General features: G+C 44.9%; 21 protein-coding genes. 15 read left to right on the top strand and 6 right to left on the bottom strand.

Features of this window, described 5'->3' with window-relative positions; genetic code table 11:
* Positions 1 to 68: 68 nt before the first annotated feature.
* Positions 69 to 1,358 carry a citrate synthase gene (locus HRQ85_RS13880; RefSeq protein ID WP_048617859.1) on the bottom strand — a complete coding sequence of 430 codons (1,290 nt, stop codon included), beginning with the start codon at positions 1,356 to 1,358 and terminating at the stop codon, positions 69 to 71.
* Positions 1,359 to 1,775: 417 nt separating this feature from the next.
* Between HRQ85_RS13880 and sdhC the strand changes: the two genes are divergently transcribed.
* From sdhC to sucD, 8 genes are all read left to right on the top strand, one after another.
* Positions 1,776 to 2,168 (top strand): succinate dehydrogenase cytochrome b556 subunit, encoded by a 393-nt coding sequence (gene sdhC / locus HRQ85_RS13875; protein WP_017061948.1) that lies wholly within the window; start codon positions 1,776 to 1,778, stop codon positions 2,166 to 2,168.
* Positions 2,162 to 2,509, top strand: coding sequence for a succinate dehydrogenase, hydrophobic membrane anchor protein (gene sdhD, locus HRQ85_RS13870; RefSeq protein WP_010436768.1), 348 nt, complete (start codon positions 2,162 to 2,164; stop codon positions 2,507 to 2,509). The genes sdhC and sdhD overlap by 7 nt, the downstream gene beginning before the upstream one ends.
* On the top strand, positions 2,510 to 4,276 hold the full coding sequence (sdhA, locus tag HRQ85_RS13865; RefSeq protein ID WP_048606450.1) for a succinate dehydrogenase flavoprotein subunit: 1,767 nt from the start codon (positions 2,510 to 2,512) through the stop codon (positions 4,274 to 4,276). It abuts the gene before it with no gap.
* Between the two features lie 12 nt (positions 4,277 to 4,288).
* Complete coding sequence (locus HRQ85_RS13860; RefSeq protein ID WP_010436773.1) at positions 4,289 to 5,002, top strand: succinate dehydrogenase iron-sulfur subunit; 714 nt, start codon at positions 4,289 to 4,291, stop codon at positions 5,000 to 5,002.
* Between the two features lie 97 nt (positions 5,003 to 5,099).
* Entirely contained in the window at positions 5,100 to 7,916 is a 2,817-nt protein-coding gene (gene sucA / locus HRQ85_RS13855) for a 2-oxoglutarate dehydrogenase E1 component (protein WP_172379874.1), read from the top strand.
* A gap of 21 nt (positions 7,917 to 7,937) precedes the next feature.
* On the top strand, positions 7,938 to 9,146 hold the full coding sequence (gene odhB / locus HRQ85_RS13850; RefSeq protein WP_172379873.1) for a 2-oxoglutarate dehydrogenase complex dihydrolipoyllysine-residue succinyltransferase: 1,209 nt from the start codon (positions 7,938 to 7,940) through the stop codon (positions 9,144 to 9,146).
* Positions 9,147 to 9,352: 206 nt separating this feature from the next.
* Positions 9,353 to 10,519, top strand: coding sequence for an ADP-forming succinate--CoA ligase subunit beta (gene sucC / locus HRQ85_RS13845; protein ID WP_010436793.1), 1,167 nt, complete (start codon positions 9,353 to 9,355; stop codon positions 10,517 to 10,519).
* Entirely contained in the window at positions 10,519 to 11,391 is an 873-nt protein-coding gene (sucD, locus tag HRQ85_RS13840) for a succinate--CoA ligase subunit alpha (protein WP_004734209.1), read from the top strand. The genes sucC and sucD overlap by 1 nt, the downstream gene beginning before the upstream one ends.
* A gap of 134 nt (positions 11,392 to 11,525) precedes the next feature.
* Here the strand turns inward: sucD and znuB are convergent, their stop codons facing one another.
* The gene (gene znuB, locus HRQ85_RS13835; protein ID WP_019820476.1) at positions 11,526 to 12,311 is read right to left on the bottom strand and encodes a zinc ABC transporter permease subunit ZnuB; all 786 of its coding nucleotides are present in this window, start codon (positions 12,309 to 12,311) and stop codon (positions 11,526 to 11,528) included.
* The gene (znuC, locus tag HRQ85_RS13830) at positions 12,311 to 13,090 is read right to left on the bottom strand and encodes a zinc ABC transporter ATP-binding protein ZnuC (protein WP_172379872.1); all 780 of its coding nucleotides are present in this window, start codon (positions 13,088 to 13,090) and stop codon (positions 12,311 to 12,313) included. The genes znuB and znuC overlap by 1 nt, the downstream gene beginning before the upstream one ends.
* A gap of 83 nt (positions 13,091 to 13,173) precedes the next feature.
* Between znuC and znuA the strand changes: the two genes are divergently transcribed.
* The 5 genes from znuA (at position 13,174) to HRQ85_RS13810 (ending at position 21,096) form a co-directional block, all read left to right on the top strand.
* Positions 13,174 to 14,058 carry a zinc ABC transporter substrate-binding protein ZnuA gene (gene znuA / locus HRQ85_RS13825; protein ID WP_081230926.1) on the top strand — a complete coding sequence of 295 codons (885 nt, stop codon included), beginning with the start codon at positions 13,174 to 13,176 and terminating at the stop codon, positions 14,056 to 14,058.
* 268 nt (positions 14,059 to 14,326) lie between these two features.
* Complete coding sequence (locus HRQ85_RS13820; RefSeq protein WP_253918866.1) at positions 14,327 to 17,689, top strand: AraC family transcriptional regulator; 3,363 nt, start codon at positions 14,327 to 14,329, stop codon at positions 17,687 to 17,689.
* 684 nt (positions 17,690 to 18,373) lie between these two features.
* Entirely contained in the window at positions 18,374 to 18,595 is a 222-nt protein-coding gene (locus HRQ85_RS26120; RefSeq protein ID WP_004734203.1) for a FeoA family protein, read from the top strand.
* Positions 18,596 to 20,869, top strand: coding sequence for a Fe(2+) transporter permease subunit FeoB (feoB, locus tag HRQ85_RS13815; protein ID WP_216655515.1), 2,274 nt, complete (start codon positions 18,596 to 18,598; stop codon positions 20,867 to 20,869). It begins immediately after the preceding gene.
* Positions 20,866 to 21,096 carry a FeoC-like transcriptional regulator gene (locus HRQ85_RS13810; RefSeq protein ID WP_172379870.1) on the top strand — a complete coding sequence of 77 codons (231 nt, stop codon included), beginning with the start codon at positions 20,866 to 20,868 and terminating at the stop codon, positions 21,094 to 21,096. The genes feoB and HRQ85_RS13810 overlap by 4 nt, the downstream gene beginning before the upstream one ends.
* 131 nt (positions 21,097 to 21,227) lie before the next feature.
* Here HRQ85_RS13810 and HRQ85_RS13805 read toward each other — a convergent pair whose 3' ends face one another.
* Together HRQ85_RS13805 and argS are read right to left on the bottom strand one after the other, a co-directional pair.
* Positions 21,228 to 21,656 carry an HIT domain-containing protein gene (locus tag HRQ85_RS13805; protein WP_172379869.1) on the bottom strand — a complete coding sequence of 143 codons (429 nt, stop codon included), beginning with the start codon at positions 21,654 to 21,656 and terminating at the stop codon, positions 21,228 to 21,230.
* Between the two features lie 462 nt (positions 21,657 to 22,118).
* Positions 22,119 to 23,852, bottom strand: coding sequence for an arginine--tRNA ligase (argS, locus tag HRQ85_RS13800; protein ID WP_017063415.1), 1,734 nt, complete (start codon positions 23,850 to 23,852; stop codon positions 22,119 to 22,121).
* A gap of 347 nt (positions 23,853 to 24,199) precedes the next feature.
* Between argS and HRQ85_RS13795 the strand changes: the two genes are divergently transcribed.
* Positions 24,200 to 24,796: a VOC family protein gene (locus HRQ85_RS13795; protein ID WP_172379868.1), complete on the top strand. Its 597-nt coding sequence runs from the start codon at positions 24,200 to 24,202 to the stop codon at positions 24,794 to 24,796.
* Positions 24,797 to 25,110: 314 nt separating this feature from the next.
* Here HRQ85_RS13795 and purU read toward each other — a convergent pair whose 3' ends face one another.
* A complete protein-coding gene (gene purU / locus HRQ85_RS13790) occupies positions 25,111 to 25,944 on the bottom strand; it encodes a formyltetrahydrofolate deformylase (protein WP_050633767.1) in 834 nt (277 codons plus the stop codon).
* A gap of 301 nt (positions 25,945 to 26,245) precedes the next feature.
* On the opposite strand from purU, the gene HRQ85_RS13785 reads away from it, so the two are divergent.
* The gene (locus HRQ85_RS13785; RefSeq protein ID WP_172379867.1) at positions 26,246 to 26,446 is read left to right on the top strand and encodes a hypothetical protein; all 201 of its coding nucleotides are present in this window, start codon (positions 26,246 to 26,248) and stop codon (positions 26,444 to 26,446) included.
* Positions 26,447 to 26,509 lie beyond the last annotated feature (63 nt).

Here is a 26,509-nt window from a genome sequence, read left to right as displayed (position 1 = left end):
AGAGCGTACAAAAGAAAAGGGGTTGATGTTCTCACATCAACCCCTTTTAACATTATGATTTATAGCAACTATTCACGTTCGTGAAGTGCTTTAAAGTCACGTTGTTCTTCACCAGTATACAGCTGACGAGGACGACCGATACGGTTCGTCGGATCGCTGTGCATTTCGTTCCAGTGTGCAATCCAACCGATGGTACGAGACATCGCGAAGATTACAGTAAACATAGATACTGGAATACCGATTGCTTTCAGAATGATACCTGAGTAGAAATCTACGTTCGGGTATAGTTTCTTAGAAACAAAGTACTCATCAGAAAGAGCGATACGCTCAAGTTCCATTGCCACGTCTAGTAGTGGATCTTGGATGTTTAGCTCTTTAAGTACTTCGTGACAAGCTTCGCGCATTACTGTTGCACGTGGATCGTAGTTCTTGTAAACACGGTGACCGAAGCCCATCAAACGGAATGGGTCATCTTTGTCTTTTGCTTTCGCAACGTATTCTTCAATGTTATCTACGCTACCGATCTCTTCAAGCATGCGCAGACAAGCTTCGTTTGCACCGCCGTGAGCTGGGCCCCAAAGTGATGCGATACCTGCTGCGATACACGCAAACGGGTTAGCACCAGATGAACCAGCAAGACGCACTGTAGACGTAGAAGCGTTCTGTTCGTGGTCAGCGTGTAGAGTAAAGATTTTATCCATTGCACGAGCAACGATAGGGTTCACTTCATACTCTTCACATGGGTTTGCAAACATCATGTGTAAGAAGTTTTCTGCGTAGCCTAGATCGTTACGTGGGTAGATAAACGGCTGACCGATTGAATATTTGTAACACATTGCAGCCAGTGTTGGCATTTTTGAAATCAGGCGGTATGCCGCAATTTCACGGTGTGTATCGTTGTTGACATCAAGTGAGTCGTGGTAGAACGCCGCTAGAGCGCCTACAACACCACACATTACAGCCATAGGGTGAGCGTCACGACGGAAGCCGTGGAAGAAACTAGCGATTTGCTCATGCACCATAGTGTGACGTGTCACGGTAGTCTTGAACTTTTCGTACTCAGTTCGAGATGGGGCTTCACCGTAAAGAAGTATGTAACATACTTCTAAGTAATCAGCGTTATTGGCAAGTTGGTCGATTGGATAACCACGATGTAAAAGAATGCCTTTTCCACCGTCAATAAAAGTGATTTGAGACTCACAGGATGCAGTGGCAAGAAAACCAGGGTCAAAAGTGAAAAAACCATTAGAACCTAGTGTACGAACGTCGATCACTGGAGTACCAAGTACACCTTCTGTAATCGGCAGCTCGATTGGCGCTTGACCTTCAATGTGAAGGGTAGCTTTCTTATCCGCCATAACAATCTCCTTTGTTTATTATTTAATCCGTCCAGGATGTTTATGTGCCATTTTTTTACTGGTCTTACGTGGGAAAGTCAATTTTTCTGAAGCTTTGTGTGCACTTGTTAGTGTTTTTTACATTAAATTCGTTAAAAATCTGGTCTGTGTAGCATTATTTGTTACATCAATTGTATTAGAATGTTGCCAGCCGTATAGTGGCGCTGAAAAGTTTGGTTAAAACCTTATAAATGCAAGGCTAAGAAGAAATGTGAGGTGTCTTTCTTAATCGAGCAGTTAACAATTATTTTACAATTATCTAAGGCTCAACTTCAGTTATTTGTTAAGTTAATGTTAAATTTTGAAGGTTTGCAATCAAATTTTGTCCATAACAATATCATAAGGTTATTTAATGACCATAATGCTCAATGGAGCTGAGTGAGCAAGCCCGTGAAAGAAAGAAAGACAAGACCTGTTAATTTAGATTTACAGACCATCCACTTTCCAATCACAGCAATAGCTTCCATCCTACACCGTGTGTCTGGGGTGATAACTTTTGTCGCGATTGGAATTTTGCTTTGGTTACTATCCATTTCCCTCTCATCCCCAGTAGGCTTTGCCGAAGCTAGCGACATTGTCGATGGTTTCTTCGTGAAGTTTATTCTGTGGGGCATTTTAACCGCTTTGGCTTACCACATTGCTGGTGGTATTCGTCACCTTCTTATGGACCTTGGTCACTTTGAAGAGCTGGAATCTGGCGCTAAGAGCGCTAAGGTTGCATTCGCAGCAACAGCGGTATTGTCTCTACTAGCGGGGATCTTAGTATGGTAAACAACGTTTCTACTTTTGGTCGTAATGGTGTCCACGATTATCTATTGATTCGTGCTACTGCCATCATTATGACGCTTTACACTATCTACCTAGTTAGCTTCTGTGCTTTCTCTGGTGATATCTCTTACGCATCTTGGACGCAATTCTTTGGTGGAACCTTCACTAAAGTCTTCACCATGTTAGCGCTTACTTCTGTTTTGGTTCACGCGTGGATCGGCCTATGGCAAGTACTAACTGACTACATCAAATGCGCAAAACTGCGTGTTGGTCTTCAAGTCGGTGTTGTTGCAGTTCTTCTTGGATATTTCTTCTCTGGTCTGTTTATTTTGTGGGGTGCGTAAGTGACTATTCCTGTTCGTGAGTTTGATGCCGTAGTGATCGGCGCTGGTGGTGCAGGTATGCGTGCCGCACTGCAAATTTCTGAGCAAGGCCTTTCTTGTGCATTGCTTTCTAAAGTTTTCCCTACTCGTTCTCATACGGTTTCAGCGCAAGGCGGCATCACTGTTGCTCTTGGTAACGCGCATGAAGACCATTGGGAACAACACATGTATGACACAGTAAAAGGTTCTGATTACATCGGTGACCAAGACGCTATCGAATACATGTGTAAAAACGGTCCTGAGTCGGTAATCGAACTTGAAAAAATGGGCCTACCTTTCTCTCGTTTTGAGAACGGTACTATTTACCAGCGTCCTTTCGGTGGTCAATCTAAAAACTTTGGTGGTGAGCAAGCGGCTCGAACCGCAGCTGCAGCTGACCGTACTGGTCACGCTCTGCTTCACACGCTTTACCAACAAAACATTAAACACAAAACGACCGTTTTCTCTGAGTGGTATGCACTGGATCTTGTTAAGAATGAAGATGGTGCAATCTTAGGTACTACTGCGCTTTGTATGGAAACGGGTGAGGTTTGCTACTTCAAAGCGAAGGCAACAATCCTTGCTACTGGTGGTGCCGGTCGTATCTACGCATCAACAACCAATGCACATATTAATACTGGTGACGGTGTTGGTATGGCGATCCGTGCTGGCGTTCCTATGCAAGACATCGAAATGTGGCAGTTCCACCCAACGGGTATCGCTGGTGCAGGTGTATTGGTAACGGAAGGTTGTCGTGGTGAAGGTGGTTACCTTCTCAATAAAGACGGCGAACGCTTCATGGAACGTTACGCACCAAACGCTAAAGACTTAGCGGGTCGTGATGTTGTTGCTCGTTCAATGATGGTTGAAATTCGTGAAGGTCGCGGGTGCGATGGCCCTTGGGGTCCACACATCAAGCTTAAGCTTGATCACCTAGGTAAAGAGACACTTGAATCTCGTCTTCCTGGTGTATGTGAACTTTCTCGTACCTTTGCTCACGTTGATCCAGTGAAAGAGCCAATCCCAGTAATCCCGACATGTCACTACATGATGGGTGGTGTTCCAACACAAGTTTCTGGTCAAGCTATCAAGCAAACCGAAGACGGCAGCGATGTTGAAATCCAAGGTCTATTTGCTTGTGGTGAAATCGCATCAGTATCAGTACATGGTGCCAACCGTCTAGGTGGTAACTCACTGCTTGATTTAGTGGTATTTGGTCGTGCGACAGGTCTACACCTAGGTGAGACACTGAAGAAGCAAGACGAAGCGAAACCTGCAACTGAAGCTGACATTGAGCGTTCACTAGAGCGTTACAACCGTTGGGAAAACAGTACAGACGGCGAAGATCCAGCGCAAATTCGTAAAGATCTTCAGCAATGTATGCAGAACAACTTCTCGGTATTCCGTGAAGGCAAAGCAATGGCTGAAGGCCTAGAAGAGCTAAAAGCGATTCGCGAGCGTCTGAAGAATGCACACCTATCTGATAAGTCTACAGAGTTCAACACTCAACGTATCGAGTGTCTAGAGCTTGAAAACTTGATGGAAACAGCATTCGCAACGGCTGTTGCTGCAAACTTCCGTACAGAGAGCCGTGGCGCACACGCTCGATTCGATTTCCCTGACCGTGATGATGAGCAATGGCTATGCCACTCACTTTACAACCCAGAGTCAGAGAGCATGACTAAGCGTGGTGTAAACATGGAACCTATCCATCGTGAAGCGTTCCCACCAAAAGCACGTACGTACTAAGGAGATATGACCATGAAACTGAATTTCTCTTTATACCGTTACAATCCAGATGTCGACCAGAAGCCTTACATGAAGGAATACACTCTAGAAGTGGATGAAGGTTCAGACATGATGCTTTTGGACGCGCTTATTCTGTTGAAAGAGCAAGATCCAACAATCTCATTCCGTCGCTCATGCCGTGAAGGTGTATGTGGCTCGGATGGTTTGAACATGAACGGTAAGAATGGCCTAGCGTGTATCACGCCATTGTCTGCGCTTTCTGGCCAAGACAAGATTGTGATTCGCCCACTGCCTGGCTTACCTGTTGTTCGTGACCTGATTGTAGACATGACTCAGTTCTACGATAACTACGAAAAAGTGAAGCCATTCTTAGTGTCTGATGGCAATGTGCCACCGGCTCGTGAAAACTTACAAAGCCCTGATGAGCGTGCTCATTTAGATGGATTGTACGAATGTATCATGTGTGCATGTTGTACAACGTCATGCCCATCGTTCTGGTGGAACCCTGACAAATTCATCGGACCAGCAGGCCTGCTTGCAGCGTACCGTTGGCTAATTGATAGCCGAGATACAGCGACAGACGAACGTTTGTCCGATCTTGATGATGCATTTAGCGTTTTTCGTTGCCATGGCATCATGAATTGTGTAAGTGTTTGTCCTAAGGGATTAAATCCGACGAAAGCGATTGGTCACATCAAGACCATGCTAGTGAATCGTTCGGTTTAAGTTATATAAAAATTGCCGCCCTAGAAGTTTTGGGGCGGCCTTTTAATAGCTCGGCATAGACCGCAGCAAACGTGAAAACTACTGGTTAAGGGAAAATATGCACAACGGCGTGATGAAGGCATGGCTCGAGTCTTCACACTTGGCTGGCGCCAATGCAACGTACGTAGAAGAACTCTATGAACTGTATCTAAGTGACCCAGATTCGGTAAGTGACGAATGGAGAAGTGTTTTTGAAGAACTGCCTGTGCAAGCTTCAGAGACAGTGGAACAACCACACTCTCGTGTTCGTGAATACTTCCGTCGACTCGCTCAAGAAACAAAGCATTACAGTGTCCAAGTTAGTGATCCAGATGTCGATGCGAAACAAGTAAAGGTTCTGCAACTTATTAATGCCTATCGATTCCGAGGGCATCAAGCAGCAAATCTAGACCCCCTAGGTTTATGGAAAAGAGCGACAGTTGATGAACTGGACCCTTCTTTCCACACTCTTACCGAAGATGACCTCAATGAGACGTTTAACGTCGGCTCTTACGCCATTGGCCAAGAGACGATGGTGCTTAAAGATCTCTACAAATCTCTAAAGCAAACTTATTGTGGCTCTATTGGTGCTGAATACATGCACATGACAAATACAGAGCAAAAGCGTTGGATCCAACAACGTTTAGAGTCTGTATCTGGTCAACCCTCTTTCAACAAAGAAGAAAAGCAAGCTTTCCTAGAAGAGCTAACTGCTGCTGAAGGTCTTGAGCGCTATCTTGGTGCGAAATTCCCAGGCGCAAAACGCTTCTCGTTGGAAGGTGGTGATGCTCTTATCCCAATGACGAAAGAAATTATTCGTCATGCTGGCGGACAAGGCATGCGTGAAGTTGTTGTTGGTATGGCTCACCGTGGTCGTCTAAACATTTTGGTCAACGTGCTTGGTAAAAAGCCACAAGACCTGTTTGACGAGTTTGCGGGCAAGCACGATGACACGTGGGGTACTGGTGATGTGAAATACCACCAAGGCTTCTCTGCGGACTTCGCAACGCCAGGCGGCAACGTTCACTTAGCACTAGCATTTAACCCATCTCACTTAGAAATCGTAAACCCGGTAGTTATCGGTTCAGTACGTGCACGTCAAGATCGCCTAGGTGATAATGATGGTAGCCGTGTACTTCCAATCACTATCCACGGTGACTCAGCTATCGCTGGTCAGGGTGTAGTACAAGAGACGTTTAACATGTCTCAAGCGCGTGGTTTCTGTGTTGGTGGTACGGTTCGTATTGTTGTAAACAACCAAGTTGGTTTTACAACGTCTAACCCTCGCGATACACGCTCTACGATGTACTGTACCGATATCGCGAAGATGGTTCAGGCTCCGATTTTCCACGTTAACTCTGATGATCCAGAAGCGGTTGCGTTCGTTGCGCGTCTTGCATTGGATTACCGTAATACGTTTAAGCGTGATGTTGTTATTGATTTGGTTTGTTACCGTCGCCACGGTCACAATGAAGCCGATGAGCCGAATGCAACACAGCCTTTGATGTACCAAAAAATCAAGAAGCACCCAACGCCACGTAAGCTTTACGCTGACGTGCTAATGGAGCGCGGTGAGTTTGGTATTGATACAGCAACTCAGCTAGTTAACGAATATCGTGATGCACTTGATCACGGTGAAGTTGTGGTTAAAGAGTGGCGTCCAATGGCACTTCACTCAGTAGACTGGTCTCCTTACCTAGGTCATGACTGGAACATCGAGTGGGATAACAAGATTGATATCGAGCGCCTGAAAGAGCTTGGTACCAAACTTTGCCAATACCCAGACAGCCACAAGCTGCAAAGCCGAGTAAATAAACTGTACAACGATCGTACTGCCATGGTGAATGGTGAGAAACAAGTCGATTGGGGTATGGCTGAAACTTTGGCTTACGCAACACTTGTTGACGACGGTAAGCGTATTCGTATCTCAGGCCAAGATTCAGGTCGTGGTACGTTCTTCCACCGTCACTCAGTACTGCACAACCAATCAGATGCAAGCACGTATGTTCCTCTTGCGAACATTCATGATAAACAAGGGCCATTCCAAGTGTTTGACTCTGTGTTATCTGAAGAAGCGGTACTCGCATTTGAGTATGGTTACGCAACAGCAGAGCCAAGCGGTCTAACCCTTTGGGAAGCACAATTTGGTGACTTCGCAAACGGTGCACAAGTTGTTATCGACCAATTCATTTCATCAGGTGAGCAAAAGTGGGCACGTCTATGTGGTCTAACTATGCTGCTTCCTCACGGTTATGAAGGCCAAGGCCCAGAGCACTCTTCTGCACGTCTTGAGCGTTACCTTCAGTTATGTGCTGAACAAAACATGCAAGTTGTTGTTCCTTCAACACCGGCACAGGTTTACCACATGATTCGCCGTCAGGTTGTTCGACCAATGCGTCGTCCACTGATTGTAATGTCACCTAAGTCATTGCTTCGTCACCCTCTGTGTACTTCTTCTCTTGAAGATTTGGCAGAAGGCACGTTCCAACCAGCTATCGCAGAAATTGATGATCTGGCACCTGAGAACGTAAAACGCGTCGTGTTCTGTTCAGGCAAGGTTTACTTTGACCTGCTTGACCAAAGACGTAAGAACGAGCAAGACGATGTCGCTATTGTACGTATTGAGCAACTTTACCCGTTCCCTTACGAGGACGTGAGAGCTGCCATCGCACAGTACACAAATGTAGTCGATTACGTTTGGTGTCAAGAAGAGCCACAAAACCAAGGTGCTTGGTACAGTAGCCAACATAATTTCCGAGCTGCTATCCCAGTAGGTGCTGATATTCAATACGCAGGTCGTCCTGCATCAGCATCACCAGCTGTTGGCTATATGTCAGTACACTTGAAACAACAAAAAGCGTTAGTTGACGACGCTTTGACCCTACTTAAGAACTAGAAGTAAAAGGAAAATACGCACATGACAATTGAAATTCTGGTTCCAGATTTACCTGAATCTGTGGCTGATGCAACAGTTGCTACTTGGCACAAAAAACCGGGCGAAGCGGTTGCACGTGATGAAGTCATTGTAGATATCGAAACAGATAAAGTAGTTCTAGAAGTACCGGCTCCTGAAGCGGGTGTTCTGGAAGCTATCATCGAAGAAGAGGGTGCTACGGTACTTTCTAAGCAGCTTCTGGCTAAAATCAAGCCGGGTGCTGTCGCTGGTGAACCAACGAAAGACACCACTGAAGATACAGAAGCATCTCCTGACAAGCGCCATAAAGCTGCGCTAACAGAAGAGAACAACGACGCACTAAGTCCAGCTGTTCGTCGCCTGCTTGCTGAGCACAACCTACAACCAGCTGACGTTAAAGGCACTGGTGTTGGTGGTCGTATTACTCGTGAAGACATCGACGCACACCTAGCAGCTGCGAAAGCGGCTCCGGCAGCTGCATCTGCACCAGCAATTGAAGCGCCAGCAGCGGCTCGCAGCCAAAAACGCGTGCCTATGACTCGCCTACGTAAGACAGTTGCAAACCGTCTTCTAGAAGCGAAAAACAGCACAGCAATGCTGACTACTTTCAACGAAGTGAACATGAAGCCAATCATGGACCTTCGTAAGCAGTACAAAGACCAATTCGAGAAGCGTCACGATACGCGTCTTGGTTTCATGTCTTTCTACGTGAAAGCAGTAACAGAAGCACTGAAGCGTTTCCCTGAAGTTAATGCTTCTATCGATGGTACAGATATCGTTTACCATAACTATTTCGACATCAGCATGGCGGTATCTACACCACGTGGTCTAGTAACTCCAGTACTGAAAGACTGTGACACACTAGGTTTCGCTGATATCGAAAAAGGCATCAAAGAACTAGCAATCAAAGGGCGTGACGGCAAGCTAACGGTTGATGAACTGATGGGCGGTAACTTCACTATCACAAACGGTGGTGTATTTGGTTCTCTAATGTCTACGCCAATCATCAACCCGCCTCAAGCGGCAATTTTGGGTATGCACAAAATCCAAGACCGTCCAATGGCTGTTGATGGCAAGGTAGAGATTCTACCAATGATGTATCTAGCGCTTTCTTACGACCACCGTCTAATCGATGGCCGTGAATCAGTTGGCTTCCTAGTGACCATCAAAGAGCTTCTAGAAGATCCTGCACGTCTGCTATTAGACGTTTAGTATCGCTAAAACGTCTAGTTAGCCCGGTTAGCTAGACGTAAAAAGTTTCAAAGGCTAGGCTGCTCAACGTCTGGCCTTCACTTGAACTGTAAAGCCATTAGAAAATGGACAGCAGTTTATTTGAGAAGACCCTACAGACGTAACACAGGAAACTGTGTCGTTATGGAAATAATAATCCCTTAAGGGAAAATAAACGGAATATCAAAATGAATTTGCATGAATACCAAGCCAAACAGCTGTTTGCAGAATTCGGTTTGCCTGTACCAGAAGGTTTCGCATGTGATACTGCACAAGAAGCTTTCGAAGCTGCAGGTCGTATCAGTACAGCCAAGAAAGTCGTTAAGTGTCAAGTACATGCTGGTGGTCGCGGTAAAGCGGGCGGCGTAGAGCTACATGACACGAAAGAAGGCGTTAAAGAGTTTGCACAAAAGTGGCTAGGTAAAAACCTAGTGACTTACCAAACAGACGCTAATGGTCAGCCAGTAACAAAGATCCTAGTTGAAGAAGCATCGAACATTGCTAACGAGCTTTACCTAGGTGCTGTTGTTGACCGTGCAACGCGCAAAATTGTATTCATGGCGTCAACTGAAGGCGGTGTGGACATTGAGAAAATCGCTGAAGAAACTCCAGAGTTGATTCACCAATCAGCGATCGATCCTCTAGTGGGCCCTCAAGCTTACCAAGGCCGTGAATTGGCGTTCAAACTTGGTCTAGTTGGCGATCAAATCAAACAGTTCGTTAAGATCTTCATGGGTCTTGGCCAAATGTTCTCTCAGTACGACCTAGCTCTACTTGAAATCAACCCGCTTGTAATTACTGGCGAAGGCAACCTGCTTTGTCTTGACGGCAAGATCAACATTGACTCAAACGCAATGTACCGTCAGCCAAAACTTCGTGAAATGCACGATCCATCTCAAGAAGATGAGCGCGAAGCACACGCAGCACAGTGGGAACTGAACTACGTAGCACTAGATGGCAATGTTGGCTGTATGGTTAACGGTGCAGGCCTTGCAATGGGTACGATGGATATCGTAAACCTACACGGCGGCAAGCCAGCAAACTTCCTTGATGTAGGCGGCGGCGCGACCAAAGAGCGTGTAGCTGAAGCATTCAAGATCATCCTTTCTGATGACAATGTTAAAGCAGTACTCGTAAACATTTTCGGTGGCATCGTTCGTTGTGACATGATCGCTGAAGGTATTATCGGTGCAGTTAAAGAAGTCGGCGTAACAGTTCCTGTAGTTGTTCGTCTAGAAGGTACAAACGCAGACCTAGGTCGCGAAGTACTTGCTAATTCTGATGTTGATATCATTGCAGCTGAATCTCTAACAGATGCTGCTCAGAAAGTTGTTGCTGCTGCGGAGGCTAAATAATGTCTGTATTAATTAACAAAGACACTAAAGTAATCTGTCAGGGTTTCACTGGCGGTCAAGGTACATTCCACTCAGACCAAGCTATCGCATACGGTACGCAAATGGTTGGTGGTGTTTCACCTGGTAAAGGTGGTCAAACTCACCTAGGCCTTCCAGTATTCAACACAGTACGTGAAGCGGTAGAAGTAACTGGCGCAACTGCAACAGTTATCTACGTACCAGCTCCTTTCTGTAAAGATGCAATCCTAGAAGCGATTGATGCAGGTATCGAACTGATCGTAACGATCACTGAAGGTATCCCTACGACAGATATGATCGACGTTAAAGTGAAGCTAGAAGAAACTGGCGTTCGCATGATCGGTCCTAACTGTCCAGGTCTTATCACTCCAGACGAGTGTAAGATTGGTATCATGCCTGGTCATATCCATAAGAAGGGTAAAGTAGGTATCGTATCTCGCAGCGGTACTCTGACGTACGAAGCAGTTAAGCAAACAACAGATGAAGGCTTTGGTCAGTCTACATGTGTTGGTATCGGTGGTGACCCTATCCCAGGTTCAAACTTCATTGATATCCTAAAACTTTTCCAAGAAGACCCAGAAACTGAAGCAATCGTAATGATTGGTGAAATCGGTGGTACTGCGGAAGAAGAAGCTGCTGAGTTCATCAAAGCAAACGTAACTAAGCCAGTTGTATCTTACATCGCTGGTGTTACTGCTCCTCCGGGCAAGCGTATGGGCCACGCAGGCGCAATCATCTCTGGCGGTAAAGGTACTGCTGAAGATAAGTTCGCAGCACTAGAAGCAGCAGGCGTTAAGACTGTTAAGTCTCTTGCTGACATTGGTAAAGGCCTACGTGAAATCACGGGTTGGTAATCAGCTGGCTTTTATCGATTGAGATAGAAGTTAACTGAACGATATTAAAAAGGCTTGGTCACTGACCAAGCCTTTTTTTATGTTCTCGGGATACGAGATACGAGATACGAGATTCGAAATCGTCCCGATAAGTATTAAGCTCGGCTTCTAACCATTTGAGATAACATAAACATCGCAGCTGCACTGATAACAACAGACGGGCCAGCGGGCGTATCATAGAACCAAGACAAGCTTAACCCTCCAAAGACTGCGATAGAGCCAATAACCGATGCGAGGAAGGCCATCTGCTCAGGTGTGCTCGAGAACTTCCTTGCCGTTGCTGCAGGAATAATCAGTAGCGATGTCATGATTAACGCACCCACAAATTTCATACCGACAGCAATCACAATACCAACCAATAGCATCAAAATCAGACGCATTAAATCAATGTTGATGCCATCAACCGCCGCGAGATCCTCGTTAACCGTCGTTGATAGTAGTGGTCGCCAAAAGATAGCCAGTACCAGCCCAATCACGGCTGCACCCGCATAGATGAACACCAAATCAGTCGGAGATACTGCCAGCAAGTCACCAAACAGGTAGCTCATCAGATCAACACGAACATTATCTAAGAAGCTGACAGCAACCAAACCAAGTGATAGCGCACTGTGAGCCAAAATACCGAGTAGAGTATCGGTTGCGACCAGCTTTTGTTTTTGCAATGTCACGAGCAACACGGCCAGCATCAAACAACAAATCAGCAGCGCGAAATACAAGTTAATGTTGAACAGAAAGCCAAGTGCTAAGCCCATCAAAGATGCGTGAGCAAGCGTGTCACCAAAGTAAGCCATCTTACGCCACACCACGAATGAACCTAGTGGGCCTGCAATTAGTGCAATACCCAAACCCGCCAAAATAGAGGGAAGAAGAAACTCAAGCATTAGTGGTGTCCGTGTTTATGGTTTGAACATTCATGCACGTCGCCTTCGACAGGCTGGCCTGCAAGATCATGATGGTGATGCTCGTGTTGGTGATGATAAAACGCTAGTGTCTCTTGGGTCGCGGTGCCAAAGAGCGCAATATACGAAGGATGGTGTTTGATGTCTGCAGGTGCGCCTGAACAGCGGATGTGGTGGTGCAAACAGATCACATCGTCTGTTTTTGCCATCACTAAATGCAGATCGTGCGAAACCATAAATACGGCACAACCAAAGCGGTGACGAATGGTGTCAATCAAATCATACAGGTCAATTTGCCCTTGAACATCAACGCCTTGAGCCGGTTCATCGAGAACCAGTAGGTCTGGTCTTCTTAACAATGAACGAGCAATCAGCACACGTTGGTTTTCACCGCCGGATAGCTGGTGCATGTTACTCTTCTGCAGATGTTCAGCACCAACGAGCTTCAATGCTTCAAGGATCTCTTGCTGACTGAACTTGCCAGTGAGCTTTAGAAAACGCTCTACGTTGAGCGGTAGGGAATCATTGAGCTTTAATTTTTGTGGTACATAGCCAATTTTCAGTTTTTTAGCTTTTGTTATTGTGCCTGAAAATTTGGTCTGTAAACCCAGTACCACTTTTACTAATGTCGACTTTCCTGCACCGTTTGGCCCAATCAGGGTGGTGATTCTGCCGCGCTCTAAATTTAGAGAGATGTTGTCTAGAACTTTTCGACCGTCAAATTCGACGCTCACAGAATCTAGTTGGATTAAGTTATCCATGAATAGAACTCATTTGCAATTCGCTAATGTTATAATGTAACATTTACCTCAAGCCTAAGCTACTTTTCTATTATCGAGGGATTATGTCACGTTCATCTTTTATACTTGCTACTTTGCTTTTAGCGCCAAGTGTCGCAAGTGCCAATACTATTCTAACAAGCTTTAAACCAATTCAAATGATTGTGACGGAATTAACGCAGGGCGTTAGTGAACCGGATGTGCTAATGAACAGCAATGCTTCGCCGCACGATTATGCGCTTAAGCCATCTGATGTCAAAAAAGTTCACAGTGCCGATATGGTTATCTGGTTTGGTCCTGACCTAGAGGCCTTTTTGACTAAGGTGATTGGTTCAAAAGAAAACGTTATCAAGATCAGCGAGATTCCAGGAATTAACTTGCGAGAATTCGGACATGATGACCACGATTCTCATGAAGGACATAATCATGGTAGCCATGACCCACATTTTTGGTTAGGTATCGACCAAGTTGAAGTAGCCGCAAAATATATCTCAGCAAAGTTGATTGAATCTGACCCTGATAACGCAATGGCGTATCAAGAAAACTTAGATTCTTTCCTGCTTGCTTTGAAAGAAAAGCAGCAGTCTATTCATGAACAACTTGCGCCAGTGAAAGACAAAGGTTATTACGTATTCCACGATGCGTATGGTTACTTTGAGCAAGAGTTTGAACTGAATAACTTAGGCCACTTCACGGTGAGCCCAGAGCGTAAACCGGGTGCAAAAAGCCTGATCGCTATTAAGAAAACGCTAGTACGCGACAATGTTCAATGTGTATTCTCAGAGCCTCAATTTACTCCCGCTGTGATTGAATCAGTGACTCGCGGAAGTAACGCTAAGCAAGGTCAGCTTGATCCTATCGGTTCAACGGTTGAAGTGAAGAATGGAAGTTATTTCGATTTTCTTCAGCAACTTACAGACAGCTACACAAGCTGCTTAAGCGGGACGTAATTCATAACGAGTATTCTTTACTCTACTTTGCTCTCGTTAATTTATGAATCATGCCGCTTTTTGCGGCATTTTCGTGACCGCTAAGATAAAACCTCCCAACAAATAGCAAACCTCCTTTCTCCTTTTCTAATTTCCGCTAAAATAGAAAGATAATAATAAGCACAAAAAAACTCAGTTTTTGGTTAAGCAACGATAAGACGTTGTGGTACCCAAAATTTCATGTGTTGTTGCTGTTCAGGATTAAGAGTTGTATCGAATTATCTTCAAAATGTTCATGTTAATGAGCATTTCATTTAGCGTTCTAGCGGTAAATACCTCACCCTCCGTTTTCTATCCTTTGCCCGTTCAAGCGCAAGGGAATTTTCTTGCGGCTAATAACTTGTACTTAGGTGCCGGAGGCGGGCTTTGGGTTCATGATGTGCATGGAAAAGTACTCTTTTACGACGGCCGAACTCTATTCCCTCGCAAGGGTAGCTTACTGCAATTTTCTTCGGAAAGAGTCGCGTTTCTGAACGATGAGTTTTGGACATTTTTCGATAACGAGGTGTATCGACATAACCCTGGAATTGGCAACGAATTGGCGTTTAGCCTAAGTCCCGGCGCTGAAATAACTAATATCGGTGCATCGGGCGATTATATTTGGGTCACTGATGGCAGTAATTTCTATACCTACAACACTCAATCTTTAGAATTCAACACCTACTCTCTACTCAAACTGTACCGATACAATAACAGCAGTGACATTACGATTAACGACGCGGAGTGGGTGCTATCAAAGTGGGTGCTAGCGACTAGTTCTGGCGTTTACCTTTCAGAGAATCAAGAGTTTACCCATGTCACCGCATCAGACAAAAACCATATTGAGACGGTTTATTTTTCGAATGCTCGACGTGAGTTAGTGATTGGTACTTTAAATGGTGCTGTGATAGTAGATCTCGCCAATCCCGATAAAGAGACCATAGTTAAAGGGTCGCATGTTCTCTCGCTAGCCGAAACTTCGGACCAGTATTGGATTGGTACAGAGCACGGCCTTATTAGCTACAACTTTATTACGGGACAAACTACTCGATTCGAACAAGCCGCTAATCAAGACTTCTCGTTACCGGGTGAGAAAATATATTCGTTGATAAACGATCATGCTGGTGGCATGTGGATTGCGACAAACAACGGTATCCGATATTTCTCACTATTCAGTAAGACCTTCTCGAGAACCCCCCTAACTGGAATGGGCATGCATTCGAGTAGTGTGGTGATCAATAAAGTACTGCCTGTCAGTGATCAGTTATCTTGGGTCGCGTCCTCAATGGGGCTCTACTTGGTTGATTCTGAAAGTGAAGAGAACCCAATTCGTGTTTACTCTAATCCCGTTAATGATTTTGAGCTCTTTGGCTCTTCCATTTGGTTGGCGACCGAACAAGGTATCATCAGTCTAAATACGGAAACGCTACAACCCGAAGCCCTTGATTTACCAAGGCCAATTGACGGAGTGCGTGTTGAAAACCTCGCGCTTCAGGCTGATAACGTTCTTTGGATGACCTCTGGGCAAAACCTGTATTCGTTATCTATCGAAACCATGAAACTGACGAATTATGGCACTGACTGGTTAGTCGACAAGTTCTTGCCTGCGAAGATCACCGCTCTCAATGTAGGCTTGCTAGGTCGTATCTATATAGGAACAGACCATGGTTTCTACTCGTTCATTGATAAACGAATTAGCTTTAGTCGTTCAAGCGAACGGTTTGGCAAAGTCGTCGATATTGAAAAAGCGAAGGATGGATCGCAGTGGTTTGCGAGCAGTTATGGCGTATATCGAATCCCGGATGACAGCTCTATTATTCAAGAAATCACTCTTGTTGAAGACAATATTAGCCCCAACTGCCTGATAAGCGATGACAATGGTGTTTGGTTAGGCTCTTCGAAAGGCATCAGTTATTACGGATTGGATGGGCAACTGCATAAACACATAGGTTCGCCATTTGGTTTGATCACCAATGAGCTGGCGGCGGGAGCATGTGCTCTATTTTACAGTGAAGAGAGCCAACCTTCGAGGCTTATTTTCGGCTCAAAGTATGGCGTAGTCAGCGCGTTGTCTAACGAGTTACTGGTATCAACCACACCTCATAGCCGTGCCTTGTTGAGTAAGATAAGTGTCGACCAACAAACTGTGTCACTTGGCGGGAAAACGGCTGAACTGGATGAGATTCCTTATGGTTCATCGATGGGGTTTAAGCTGGGTATCTTACCTGCAACGTTCGCACCAGCGATGGAATATCGACTGAGCGACGATGAACCATGGAGTGAGTTTGAAGGGGGCTTGTTAACGCTCGACCATCTTCTTCCAGGGGATTACACACTTGAAGTGAAGCCGGTTAAGGACTCCCATTATCGCTTTGTGTCAACCAATCAAAGCTTCTCGATTGCGGAGCCTTGGTATCTGACGAATTGGGCTGCAGCAAGCTCTCTGATATTACTGATTGGCGTTGTGACTATCTTAGTCTTTTGGCGTTCGCGTTATGTCACTTTTGCCAACAGGCACTTAAAAGCGCAAGTTGCACTGAAGACAGACCAATTGAGACACCAAAGCCGGATATTACTCGCAACTAATCAACAGCTTAAAAAGCAGCTGTCCGTTAAGAATGCGCTTGTGTCTCACACTGCCAATGAACTCTCTTCTGAAGTGAATCATATTGCTGCGATGATTCCTAATTGGAATGACGAGCATGGGAAGTCGCCAATTCTAACCTTTAAAAATGGCTTAGCTCAATTGAGCAATACGCCTCAAGGAGAAGGGCAAGTTTGTTACGATATAATTTTAATTTTAGAAGCGGTACTCAAAGCTTGGCAGGATGACTTAACCAAAGCCGGTATTGAACTGGATATTAAAGTCGAAACAAAACAACGATATGTCTCGTTGCTGTATTTTAATCTCGATATTATCTTCAATAGCTTGGTTGGGAGCATCATCAAGAGAAACTTTAAATCGCAGAGTATGGTGGTTCTGGTTGAAGAGGTTAAAGAGCATCTTGTTGTAACCATTCGAGATCATGGCATGCCTTTCCCTAAACTGGCATCAAGCATGGGTGACAATACCGGAAAGTCGACCGACCTTAACATCGAAAAGCTGCCGCTATTGATGAATCAGAGCGGTGGCGAGCTTAATGCCTTTGTTTCGGAGTCTCAAAATAAGGTTCAGCTTTCGTGGCCAATTGAGTACCAAGTGCTCGATAATCTTGAAGCCAGCACAATTGAACAGATTGAAACCATTAAGCTTGCCGCTTCAACGCCAGAGCAGCAAAAACTGACAGCGGAACAAGAGTGGAAGAACAGAGTGTCGCAGCTTGTGAGTGAAAACTACGCTGATGCAGAGTTCAGTACTGCAACTGCCGCTAAGTATTTGTTTATGTCTGAGAGAAGCTTACAGAGACGCTTTAAATCGGCTTACAACAAGACCTTCAAAGAGCACTTGAATGAAGTACGTCTAGAGCATGCGTGTGAGCGCTTACTCGCTGGAGAGAAGATCTCTGATGTGGCGTTTGATTCGGGGTTCAATGACCCTTCCTATTTCAGTCAAAGGTTTAAGCACCACTTTGGCATGTCACCATCTAAGTTTGCTGAAAACAACGAAGAGTAGCGCGCAGCGGATACTCTGCTAGGACATAAATAAAGATACTTTAGCCTCGACATTCGTGTTGGGGCTTTTTTATGCTTCTACGAGATACGAGATACGAGATACGAGATACGAGATACGAGATACGAGATACGAGATACGAGATACGAGATACGAGATACGAGATACGAGATACGAGATACGAGATACGAGATACGAGATACGAGATAAATGGGGAGTTTAAAAAGGTTGTTGAGATAAAACAAAGGGAAGAAAAAAATATCGTGGCATAGCCGGGGGGACTATACCACGGGTGCCAATGACACCTTCGCTTGCTGCCGGAGTGATATAGCAAAGCCATATCACCTCTGGAATAAAATTAAAGAGAAGTAGTTTCTCTTCGATGGAGTAACTATACGTCCAGGTACTTATTTTACTTATAAAATTAACGACAGATACCTATGAGAAAACCGACATTATTTTAACTGATTGATAATTAATGATTTGTTGTTGTTTGGGAGGGGTTGTACTAGTGAGGTAGTTCTCGCTAGTTGTTGAAAGTAACGTTTTTGACGTAAACGTTTTTAACGAAATTTACGAGTATGTATTTTCGAAAACATTGATTTCACACAATAGAATTGTGGGCATGTATGTGTATCATAGCGTTAATAACAATCTTTCTCATTATCAGTCACGAATTGGGTACTTATGAAACTCTCACAACTAGAGCAAGGAAAGGCGGCTTCTATTGTTGCACTAACAGGTTTAACACCAGACGTAAGGAAGAAGCTTATGGTCATGGGTATGTTGCCAAAAACCGAGGTGACGCTTATCCGCCGTGCACCTATGGGTGATCCGCTTCAAGTTGAAGTGAGAGGTGTTTCTATCGCCATTCGTGAAAGCATTGCAGAACAAATCGAGGTTATCTAAATGGATTATCAAGTTCTTACCGTTGGTAACCCGAATAGCGGTAAAACAACACTGTTCAACGCACTGACTGGTGCTAAGCAGCACGTTGGTAACTGGGTTGGTGTAACTGTTGAAAAGAAGACGGGTTTATACTCGCACGCAGGTGATCAGTTTCAACTAACGGATTTACCGGGTATCTACGCACTAGACAGTGGTAATGATGCGAACAGCATCGATGAGTCTATCGCGTCTCGCGCTGTTTTAACTCACCCTGCAGATGTGATCATTAATGTTGTCGACGCTAGCTGCTTAGAACGAAGCTTATACATGACATTACAGCTACGTGAGTTGGGTCGCCCAATGATCGTGGTGTTGAACAAAATGGATGTATTAAAGCGCGAACGTCAGGTGATTAACCTTAAAGCACTAGAGAAAGAGCTAGGTTGCCCAGTTCTAAGCTTGTCTGCAAACGATAAAGGTCAAGTGGTTCGCTTTAAAGAGCGTTTGCATAAACTGCTTGTTCAAGGTGTGAGCCTTGACCCTATCTCTATTGATTACGATACCGCGTTAGAAGCTCTTATCCCTTCTGTTGAGTCACAATTTGATGATGCTGACGTATCTCACCGAGCGCTCGCGATTCGTGCTTTAGAAAATGATTACTTGGTATTGAATGGACTGGCTCCACAAACTCGTACTCAAATTGATAGCGTGCGTCTTGGTGCCGATTTCGATATTGACCTTGCTGTTGCTGACGCTAAATACACTTTCTTACATGACCTTTGTAAACGTGTTCGTCGCAGCGAAGGCAAACTAAGCCGAAACTTTACAGAGAAAGCAGACCAATTCATTTTGAACAAATGGGTCGGTATTCCTTTCTTCTTCGTCATCATGTACCTAATGTTCATGTTCTCTATCAACATAGGTAGTGCGTTTATCGACTTCTTCGATATTGGTGTTGGGGCAATATTAGTTGATGGTGGACACCACTTATTAGATGGCCATTTACCAGTTTGGTTAGTTACTGTACTTGCTGATGGTATTGGCGGTGGTATCCAAACGGTTGCAACCTTTATTCCTGTTATCGCAGCGCTTTACCTATTCTTAGCGGTACTAGAAAGCTCAGGCTATATGGCTCGTGCTGCATTCGTACTTGATAAAGTGATGCAGAAGATTGGTTTACCGGGTAAAGCATTTGTTCCACTTGTACTGGGCTTTGGTTGTAACGTGCCTTCAATCATGGCAACTCGTACTCTTGACCAAGAGCGCGAACGTAAATTGGCAGCATCAATGGCGCCGTTTATGTCATGTGGTGCTCGTTTACCAGTATACGCACTGTTCGCAGCGGCGTTCTTCCCTGGTGCAGGACAAAACGTAGTATTCGCTCTGTACATCATGGGTATCGTTGCTTCTGTGTTTACGGGCCTTTTCCTGAAAAACACAATCTACCCAGGTAGCAGCGATAGCTTAGTGATGGAAATGCCAGATTACGAATTGCCGACAGTGCAAAACGTAATGCTGAAAACTTGGCAGAAGCTGAAGCGTTTCGTACTTGGTGCAGGTAAAACAATCGTGATGGTTGTGGCTATTCTAAGCTTCCTAAACTCTCTAGGTATGGACGGTAGCTTTGGTAACGAAGACAGCGAAAACTCAGTACTGTCTAAAGCGGCTCAAGTTGTAACGCCTGTATTCCAACCAATTGGTATTACTGAAGAGAACTGGCCTGCAACGGTTGGTATCATCACAGGCATTTTCGCTAAAGAAGCTGTTGTAGGTACATTAAATAGCCTATACACAACGCCTTCTGATGAAGAAGCGGCTGAGTTTGACTTAGCAGCAAGCCTGCAAGAAGCGGTAATGACGATCCCTGAAAACCTAGCTGGTTTGAGCTACTCAGATCCATTAGGTATTGAAGTTGGCGACTTGTCTGATTCTAATTCTGTAGCAGCTGACCAAGAAGTCGATACCTCTATCTTTGGTAACTTGAAAGACAAGTTTGTATCTGGTCATGCGGCGTTCGCTTACTTGATTCTTATCCTGCTTTACACGCCTTGTGTGGCCGCGATGGGCGCTTATGTTCGTGAATTTGGTCAGACGTTTGCACGCTTCATCGCGGTTTGGACGATGGCTCTTGGTTACTTTGGTGCGACTTTCTACTACCAAGCGGCAAACTTTGCTGCGCATCCTGTGACAAGTGCAGTATGGATGGTGGCGATTGCTGGTGGTTTTGTGGTGACGTATCGCGTCTTCAAGAAAGTGGGCAGTAAGCAGAAAGCACTAGAGGTGCAAGTAGTATGATTTTAACTGAACTTCATCAATACATTGATAGCCAAGGCGTTGCGGCTCGTAAAGAGCTCGCTGCAAAGTTTGGCATGAGTGAAGATGGCGTCGATGTGATGCTGAGTGTGTGGGTCAAGAAAGGGAAAGTTTCTCGTTTGGTCGATACGAATAAGCATGGTCATACAACGCGTATTCGCTACACCATCAGCAAGCAAGATGGTTTGTCGCTTAACGTGATGATGTAGTTCGGTCTTCATTATCTCGTTGAAAAGGCGAGATTAGAAAATGACAAAGCCGCTTATCTAAGATAAGCGGCTTTTTGTTATGTGTCTTTTCTGAAGTGTTTTGCTTTTAAGCTCAACGAAACCAAGTCGAATTATGCTTTCTTGAAGATAGAGCTCAGTGACAGAACGTTTTGAATACGAGTCAGGATAGCAGCTTGATCTTCTTCATTGCGCTGTTCACCTTTGGTATTTCCCCATACTGGGCCAGGCCAAGCAATGTCGTCTGTAAAGCGTGCAATATGGTGAATGTGCAGTTGTGGCACCATGTTACCCAGAGCACCAAGGTTCAATTTGTCAGGTTGGAACGTGGCTTCTAGTGCTTGGCTTACCGCCTGAGATTCATGCAGGAACTGCTGTTGCTCTTTCATTGGTAAGTGGTGCAACTCTTTTAGGTTGGCACGTTTTGGTACCAAGATAACCCAAGGCACCGCGTTATCTTTGTGTAGCAGAGCCAAGCTCAGTGGAAATTCGCCGATAAGTGTGGTGTCTTTCGCAAGTTGCGGGTGAAGTTCGAAGCTCATGATCTTTCCAATTAATTGTTTTACATGAGTATAAGGTCGGAGTTTGAATGTGGCTAGGGCTTACGTTCTCAATAAGCAGATTCCCTATCACGTTCGTGCCTCACTGTAGGGAATGACGGGCGTGGAAAGTAATGGTGCATTGCTTTGCTGGCGTTATTCGCCTGAGGCGGATTCTCAATGACGTTGGTTCCTCATTAAAGGAAGTGATGATTGGGGAAGTAACAATGATTTAGTTTGGCTTGATGGTGCATCATTGATGCTGTCTTGGATTCACTACACCTATTCTCGTCATCTCCTAGAGCGACGAAGGAGCGTAATAGGAGATCTCTTGTTGTGTAGGTTAGCTAATCGCATAGATAGTCGATTAAATAAACCTTCAGATAAAACAAAAGGTTGACGCTTTCACGCCAACCTTTTTAATTTTCTCGAATCTCGAATCTCGAATCTCGAATCTCGAATCGCTTACATGCGCTCTAGAGTGTCGATACCTAGAAGCGATAGACCTTGCTTGATCGTCTTCGCTGTTAGTGCAGCAAGCTTCAGACGGCTCTGCTTAACAGCTTCGTCTTCAGCAACTAGGATAGGGCACGCTTCGTAGAAGCTAGAGAATTGACCAGCTAGTTCGAACAGGTAGCTACACATGATGTGTGGTTGACCTTCACGAGCAACAGACTGAACTGCTTCTTCGAATTGTAGAAGTTTCGCGATAAGTGCTTTCTCTTTCTCTTCAGTGATTTTGATTTCACCTTCGAGAGAGTCCATAGAAATGCCAGCTTTAGCAAATACAGAAGCAACACGAGTGTATGCGTACTGCATGTACGGTGCTGTGTTACCTTCGAACGCAAGCATGTTGTCCCAATCGAACACGTAGTCAGTAGTACGGTGCTTAGAAAGGTCTGCGTACTTAACCGCTGCCATAGCAACAGTGTTCGCGATCGCTTTCTTCTCGTCTTCTGCTAGTTCTGGGTTCTTAGATTCGATTAGCTGCGCTGCACGAACTTCTGCTTCATCAAGAAGATCAGCAAGACGAACAGTACCGCCTGCACGAGTCTTGAATGGCTTACCATCTTTACCTAGCATCATGCCGAACGCGTGGTGCTCAAGAGAAACAGATTCTGGGATGTAACCTGCTTTACGAACGATAGTCCAAGCTTGCATTAGGTGTTGGTGCTGACGTGAGTCGATGAAGTAAAGCACGCGGTCTGCGCCTAGTTCTTCAAAACGGTATTTTGCACAAGCGATATCTGTTGTTGTGTAAAGGAAGCCGCCGTCACGTTTCTGGATGATAACGCCCATTGGGTCGCCATCTTTGTTTTTGTATTCGTCTAGGAATACAACCTGTGCGCCGTCATCTTCTTTAGCAAGACCTTGCTCTTTTAGGTCAGCAACGATAGTTGGAAGCATGTGGTTGTACATGCTTTCGCCCATTACGTCATCACGTGTTAGAGAAACGTTTAGGCGGTCGTAGTTGCGTTGGTTTTGAATCATTGTTACGTCAACAAGCTTCTTCCACATTTCTGCGCAGAACTCGTCGCCGCTTTGCAGTTTAACAACGTAGCCACGTGCTTTAACTGCGAACTCTTCGTCTTCATCGTAAAGCTTTTTAGATTCACGGTAGAAGCCTTCAAGGTCAGCAAGTTCCATTGAAACTTCGCCAGACTCAGCTTGAACGCGCTCAAGGTTTGCGATAAGCATACCAAATTGAGTACCCCAGTCACCGATGTGGTTAGCACGGATAACGTTGTGGCCTAGGAACTCAAGAGTACGAACTACCGCATCACCGATGATCGTTGAACGTAGGTGACCAACGTGCATCTCTTTCGCAACGTTTGGTGCAGAGTAATCCGCAACAATTGTTTGTGTTTCTGCTACTGCAACACCAAGGCGAGAATCAGCCAATGCTGCGTCTGCTTGTTGTGCTAGGAAAGCTTCATCTAGGAAGATGTTAAGGAAACCTGGGCCTGCGATTTCAACTTTAGAAGCGATACCGTCTAGGTTTAGAACGTCCAATACTTTTTGAGCAAATTCTCGAGGATTAGTGCCTAGTCGCTTAGCAACGCCCATAACGCCGTTTGCTTGGTAGTCACCAAATTGTGGTTTTGCAGATTGGCGAACGGCCGCAGGAGAGCCTGCAGGTGCGCCAGCGGCTTCTAGAGCCTGAGATACTTTGTCATTAATAAGTGCTTGGATATTCACACGCGTTTCCTTCAATTCAAGGATGATAAGAGTGGCCGTTATTTCGAGGTCATTAAATTGGTTAATTATGCGTCTAGTTAACGATTTAATGCCGAAATGAACAACAGACACTGTTTAAGTTCACAAAAATGGCGTTAATCATACCAATTTTGTGGGGTTTCTTATAGGTCGAATTGATAGAAAATTAACATTTCCTGAGTGGTTTTTGACAATCGACTTTTAGCAAGACGCGTTTGCATGTTTAAGGAGCAGAAAGAACATACTTATTGAGTATTTTTTGTAAAAGCAACGCTTGTTGCAAAAGGCAAAACTGATAACATGCAGCCATTATTTGGAGAACACAGACAATGATGATGAGCCTGAAGCAAGCTGAACTAGAACCACAACAAATGATCGCCCGCCTTGATACCTTTATGGCAAAAATCGAGAACCTAGGAAATACATTGGGTTTGGATTTAAGCTTTGCTCAAGCGGATCATATTGCGCTGCGCATCAATGACACTGAGCTAGCGAAATCTGCGCATCAAGCGTGGTCTGATTACGGCTCTACGATTTCAGAGGCGATGATTAATGGTCGTCCAATTGTAGTGTTGGCTTTCGATGAACCCTTGCAAAGTCTTGGCTGGAGCATTGAATGCTTAGAGCTGCCATATCCAGCTGAAGGTAAGATTTACCCAAGCCAAGATTGGGAACATGTAGAGTTTGTAATTCCTTCTCACGCCCAAACGGCCGATGAGTACTTAGCGGATCTTAAAGAAACTTACCCGCAGTTCGCTGCTAACTTTGAAACGCTGGCTGAGCAAGGCATTAAGATCAAACTCTCTAGCCCGAAAGGCGAAGGGGAGCGTTTGAACAACCCAACCGTTGCATTCAAGCATCAAGGGATTTGTATCAAGCTGCACCCACATTCGTTGAAGAAGATTGTTGAGTCAGAACAGGCTTAATTTGAGTAGAGAGCTGCTAGGAAAAGATTCCTGATCTCGCCTAGGCTCGTCGGAATGACGGAGTGTTCGATGGTGTTTACCAGAGTCTATCTTTGGATACTGACAAACTGAGTATTCGAGGGCGTATGTTGGAGCCTATAGCTAGAAGATTCATCACCGAGTTTGTCATTCCCGATAGCGACGAAGGAGCGTAATTGGGAATCTCGTAAAGCGAGTCTGATCATCAGATACAAAAAACGCGCGATGGGCTGTCCCTATTGCGCGTTTTTTATTGGGTTCTAACTGGAAGTCTTACAGGAAATCGAAGCTCCGACTTACAGAATCACAGTCTTGTTGCCGTAAACAAACACATGATCATTGATCACTTTGTTTAGCGCCTTACTTAATACATTCTTCTCTACGTCACGACCGGCTTGCGCCATGTCTTTCGCGCTGAAGTTGTGATCCACCGGGATAACATCTTGCTTAATGATTGGGCCTTCATCCAAATCATTAGTCACAAAGTGCGCTGTAGCACCAATGATCTTCACGCCGCGCTCATACGCTTGTTGGTATGGCTTCGCGCCAATAAATGCTGGCAAGAAGCTGTGGTGGATGTTGATGATCTTGTGGTTGTACTTTTCAACAAATCCTGGAGTCAGCACTCGCATGTACTTAGCCAAAACAAGGTAATCCGCCTCGTATTGGTCAATCACTTCTAGCATCTTCTTCTCATGCTCTTCACGGTTCAGACCTTCGTGTGAAACATGGTGGTAAGGAATATCAAAACGCTCGGTCAGGCTTTGTAGAATGTCATAGTTGCCAACAACGGCTGCGATTTCCACGTCTAAACTGCCATCGAAGTTCTTCATTAGAATGTCGCCAAGGCAGTGCGCTTCTTTGGTCACGAGAATCACAACACGTTTGCGAGAAGAGCTCATTAGCTTGCGTTTTGCGTTCTCTGGCAGCGCTTGGTCCAAATCGGCGAGCAAGGTTTCGTCATTGAAGTAACCCTCTAGCTCGGTGCGCATAAAGAAGTGACCGCTGGTGTTATCTACGAACTCATTGTTGTGCACAATATTGAGTTGGTGTTTGTAACAAATGTTGGTGATCTTTGAGATGAGGCCTGGGGCATCAGTACAATGTGTTAGTAAAGTTTTTCTTTCCATTTGCATCTTACTTCCATGAAATGTTGCACTTATTATATGAAATCGGGATTCTTCAAATTTAATGCAGGCCGTCGAACGGTGAACTGAGCCGCAATATCACCGTTATAATTAATCTATTATCAAGTTGGTTTCAACAAATTCTGCTGCTCATTTATCGCTTTGATAAATTGTTTGATATAGAAATATCAGTTTTTAGATAGGAAAACAGGCAGAAGCTTCATTTTTAAAAGTTTTGACCGTAGTACGCATTTGAACTTCAACCGAGGCATTTATGCCTTGGCCAAAAATAGAGGTGATACTTATGGATAAAGAGTTACTAGCCAAAAAACTGTACTGCAAGCGAGTGAATTCATTGGCGAGAGGTTCCGAGTTAGATGGTCATGTTCTAGATGAAATGTGGGAAAGTAAGACCTCACCAACCGATGCTGCGAAAGCCATGCAGCCTTGCGATAATCAATTTGAAGGCGCCCCTTGGTTGTCGCGTTACCTCAGCCGTAAATAAACCCCTTTCTTTGATTTCTGCTCCCTTCGCTTTTCAGGACGCTCAGACCAAATCAAACTAAAC

The organism is Vibrio sp. Vb339, from assembly GCF_902751245.1.
GTDB classification, from domain to species: Bacteria; Pseudomonadota; Gammaproteobacteria; order Enterobacterales; family Vibrionaceae; genus Vibrio; species Vibrio coralliirubri.
This window is presented reverse-complemented; position numbering and strand designations above follow the sequence as displayed.